The following is a 4362-nucleotide window of genomic DNA, read 5'->3' as shown; positions in this document are numbered from 1 at the left end:
CGAATACTTAAATTTTCCACAATTGGGAAAAATTCGGATTAGGAAATCTAGGGAGTACCCGTCTGGGTTTGAGCCTAAACAAGCTCGAATTATCCAAAAAGCGTCGGGATTTTACGTTTTGGTTTCTTTCCAATCTACGGAATTAGTTCCCGATATGACAGTAGGGAAGACCTGTTTAGGAATTGACGCGGGAATTGAGAGTTTTGTCGCTACTTCACGGGGAGATTTAATCAAAGCCCCTCGATTTTTGTTGAAAGTACAGAGTAAGCTTAAATTGCTACAAAGACGCTTGAAACATCAAGTCAAAGGCTCGAACAATTGGTTGAAACTCCAAGATAAGATAGCGAGATTACACGAAAAAGTGTCTAATACTCGTAGAGATTGGCATTTTAAGTTAGCTCATTACCTTTGCGATCTCGCTGATAATATCTTTGTTGAAGATATTAACTTCGTTTCCTGGTCTAGAGGGATCGTTAGAAAACAATCTCTGGATTCAGGTATCGGTAGTTTTATTAACGAGATATTACCGTTTGTCGCTTGGAAACGGGGAAAATATTATCTTAAGGTTGATAAAAACGGAACCTCGCAAGAGTGTCCGAATTGTGGCGCAATTACTGGTAAAAAAGCGTTATCGGAAAGAGTTCACCGGTGTGATTCTTGCGGCCACATTGAACCGAGAGATACGGCATCAGCGAAGGTAATTGAGAACCGAGGAAAAAACGCGGTCGGACTGACCGTGTTAGAAAACGCTCGCGGAGGCGATTTGACGGGGATCGACTGGGTTAAACTCGGTCGATCTAGTTAAAAGCCTAAGAACCGAGAATCCCCCGCTACACCGCGCGAGCGGTTAGCGGGGGAGAGTCAATCCCCGATAACTGATAACTGCTAGACTAATTGGGTGATGCTTGCAAGATTAATAAAACCAGTGTCGAGATTAGAATGCAGGGACTTTTAAGAAAACTTTGGCGTGCGATCGAAAACTTTTTTACCCGACTTTTGGGGGGACAAGGGGGAAAGGGGAAAGTACAAGCGATCGAATCTGTTCCCCTAACCGATACAGACTACGAGTTTCTCTATATGCAGTTACTCGATGGAGTGGCCCACGGTTGGCACGAAGGCAGAATTCTGAGATTTTTTGAGAAATTGGGCGATCGAGGTCGGCAAAAAGATTGGGTAGAATGGTTAGAGCGTTTTGGAACCCGTCTGCAATCCTCCGCTTCCCTTAACCAACTTCTCGCCACCAGAATGATTCGTTTAGGAGAATTAGCTCGCGCTTTTCCCGGGATTGAACGTATTGGTGAAGCTTCCTACGAGATCGGTTATCAACTCTACACCAAAGAAACTGCCACTTTAATCTGGGAATACGCCGGCAAGGATGAGGACCCGGGCAGTTATTCCCTGCCGCAACCCCCAGAAAATCTCTTATATTCCGGTGAAACTAGCGATTTTAACGGTAATGACCCAGAAAATCCCCAATTAGAAACCCTCACCCTCGATGAATTATTTAACCGTCTGCAAAACGATCCTACCCTAGCGGGCCAAATGGCCGAACAATTAGGCATCGAAAATAAGGACGCAGAAAGCATTATTGATAGTCTCATCGCTCAATTTTCCTCACAGGAAGGTAAAAACCCTGAAACTGCTGCAGATTGGTTTAATCAGGGCTTAGAACAGGCAAATTTAGGCAATTGGTCAAATGCGATCGCCGACTGGGAACAGGCCTTGACGATCGATCCCCAATTAGCCTCGGCCTGGCATAATCGTGGTAGTGCCTTAGCCATGGTCGGTAACTACGAAGAAGCTTTAAATAGTTATGATCGCGCCCTAGAAATCACCCCCAACGATCACCAAGTCATTAACGCTAGGGGCAGCGCCCTATACGGACTGCAACGTTGGCAAGAAGCGTTAGAATGTTGGCAACAGGTGCTAGAAGCGGACGATAATTTTTATCAAGCTTGGTACAATCGCGGCAGTACCCTAGAAAATTTGGGCGAAAAAGAAGAAGCGATCGCCTGTTATCAAAAAGCTTTAGGGATTGCGCCGGATTTTGAGCTTGCCCAAACCCGTCTAGAGGCTTTACTAGGGCAAAAACCGCCCGAAGACGACGGTAATCCCCCCGCCTGATTCAATCGGAACTTGAGCAGTCAACAGCCTACAATTAGGGAAGGATAGAGACTAATTTTAATCAATCAGGCCCAGCAATGAGTATAAAAAGCAAACCTCCTTCACAATCTCGCCTGATCGGTAATGTTTTATTAGCCGTAGGCGGCTTATTTCTGATTGTTAATCTCCTTTTCCCGCAATTATTTGGCCCTAGCGTCCCCAAAGTTCCCTACAGTCTCTTTATCGACCAAGTGGAAGATGGCAACGTCGCTAGGGTATCCGTGGGACAGAATGAGATTCGTTATCAGCTTAAAAACGACCAAGAGGGCAACTACGGACGAATTTTCAGCACTACACCGATTTTTGACCTAGAATTGCCCAAACGTCTAGAAGCCAAGGGCGTAGAATTCGCCGCCGCACCACCACCAAAAAATGGCTGGATTGGTAGTGTCCTTAGTTGGGTGATTCCTCCCCTGATTTTTGTTGGTATTTGGCAATTTTTCCTCGCTCGCAGCGGTGGCGGTGGTCCGGCCGGGGCTTTATCGATTACCAAAAGTCGCGCTAAAGTCTATGTGGAAGGAGACACCACCAAAACCACTTTTAAAGATGTGGCCGGTGTGGAAGAAGCGAAAACCGAATTGGCCGAAATCGTCGAATTTCTCAAATATCCCCAACGTTACATTCAAATCGGGGCGCGGATTCCCAAGGGTGTCCTCTTAGTCGGTCCGCCGGGGACAGGGAAAACCCTGCTGGCAAAAGCAGTCGCGGGAGAAGCGGGGGTTCCTTTCTTTAGTATCTCAGGTTCGGAATTCGTGGAACTCTTTGTCGGTGCAGGTGCGGCCCGAGTGCGAGATCTATTTGAACAGGCCAAGAAAAAAGCCCCCTGTATTATTTTTATCGATGAATTAGACGCGATCGGTAAATCTCGCGCTAACGGTAATTTTATGGGGGGTAACGATGAACGGGAACAGACTTTAAACCAATTATTGACGGAAATGGACGGTTTTAACGCTGGCGATGCGACGGTGATCGTTCTAGCCGCTACTAATCGCCCCGAAACTCTTGATACCGCCCTTTTACGCCCCGGCCGTTTTGATCGTCAAGTGTTAGTTGATCGCCCCGATCTGGCTGGACGCTTAAAAATCCTCGAAATCTACGCAGGTAAGGTAAAATTAGGATCGGGTGTGGATTTAAAACAGATTGCTACCCGTACCCCCGGTTTTGCTGGTGCTGACTTAGCTAATCTAGTCAATGAGGCGGCTTTATTGGCAGCGCGCAATCAACGCAGCACCGTCGCCCAAGAGGACTTTAATGAGGCAATCGAGCGGGTAGTGGCCGGTTTAGAGAAGAAAAGCCGGGTTCTCTCGGAAAAAGAGAAGAAAATCGTCGCTTATCACGAAGTTGGTCACGCTCTCGTCGGTGCAGTTATGCCGGGGGGTGGTAAAGTTGCCAAGATTTCGATCGTGCCTCGCGGCATGGCAGCCCTCGGTTATACCCTGCAAATGCCCACGGAAGACCGTTTCCTCATGGATGATACGGAATTACGCGACCAAATTGCTACTCTTTTAGGTGGTCGGGCTGCCGAGGAAATTATCTTCGGTAGTATTACTACTGGGGCCGCTAATGACCTGCAGCGGGCGACGGACTTGGCCGAACGCATGGTGACGACCTATGGTATGAGTAAGACCCTCGGTCCCCTAGCCTACGAAAAAGGTCAACAGAATAGTTTTCTGGGAGATGGCATGATGAATCCCCGGCGCTTGGTGAGCGATGACACGGCCCGAGCGATCGATAATGAAGTGAAAGAGATTGTCGAAAATGGTCATCAGCAGGCCTTGGATATTCTCGCTCAAAATCGCGATTTACTCGAAGAAATTGCCCAAGAAATCCTCAGTAAAGAGGTGATCGAAGGGCAACAATTGCAGTCCCTGCTCGATCGCGTTAAACCCCTCGATCGAGAACCTGTTACTGTTTAGATTGATTTGATTTTTGCCCTGCCCCATCTTTGTTCAAGATGGTTTTTTTTTCTATTAGACCTCTTGTAATACTAAATTCAGTAGATGGAAAAGTTTTTGTCCAATAGCGATCGCTAAATGATAGGGGCTAAAAAATTAGGTATTTTCTTAGTATTTATGTACTTAGAGAACGACTAATGATAAGTAAAAGTTATCTATATCTAGATTGACTAATCAAAGAAAAAATCGCTCAAAAAAAACCTAAAAATGTTTGAATAAAATCAATAAACTTCAGCAATAAATT

3 protein-coding genes are annotated in these 4362 nt (G+C 46.2%); all 3 read left to right on the top strand.

Going from position 1 to position 4362, the window contains the following annotated elements:
* Positions 1 to 805 (top strand): RNA-guided endonuclease InsQ/TnpB family protein (locus tag EWV84_RS21825; protein ID WP_287080035.1); only part of this gene is annotated, 805 nt, incomplete at its 5' end.
* Between the two features lie 134 nt (positions 806 to 939).
* Positions 940 to 2124, top strand: coding sequence for a tetratricopeptide repeat protein (locus EWV84_RS21820; protein ID WP_287080032.1), 1185 nt, complete (start codon positions 940 to 942; stop codon positions 2122 to 2124).
* Positions 2125 to 2201: 77 nt separating this feature from the next.
* Positions 2202 to 4079 carry an ATP-dependent zinc metalloprotease FtsH4 gene (ftsH4, locus tag EWV84_RS21815; protein ID WP_287080031.1) on the top strand — a complete coding sequence of 626 codons (1878 nt, stop codon included), beginning with the start codon at positions 2202 to 2204 and terminating at the stop codon, positions 4077 to 4079.
* Positions 4080 to 4362: the final 283 nt, after the last annotated feature.

The sequence above is a fragment of the Microcystis sp. M_QC_C_20170808_M3Col genome (assembly GCF_007095505.1).
Lineage (GTDB): Bacteria > Cyanobacteriota > Cyanobacteriia > Cyanobacteriales > Microcystaceae > Microcystis.
This window is presented reverse-complemented; position numbering and strand designations above follow the sequence as displayed.

Coding starts and splice junctions, on each gene's coding strand:
- EWV84_RS21820 (WP_287080032.1), top strand. CDS start 940: ATGCAGGGACTTTTAAGAAAACTTTGGCGTGCGATCGAAAACTTTTTT.
- ftsH4 (WP_287080031.1), top strand. CDS start 2,202: ATGAGTATAAAAAGCAAACCTCCTTCACAATCTCGCCTGATCGGTAAT.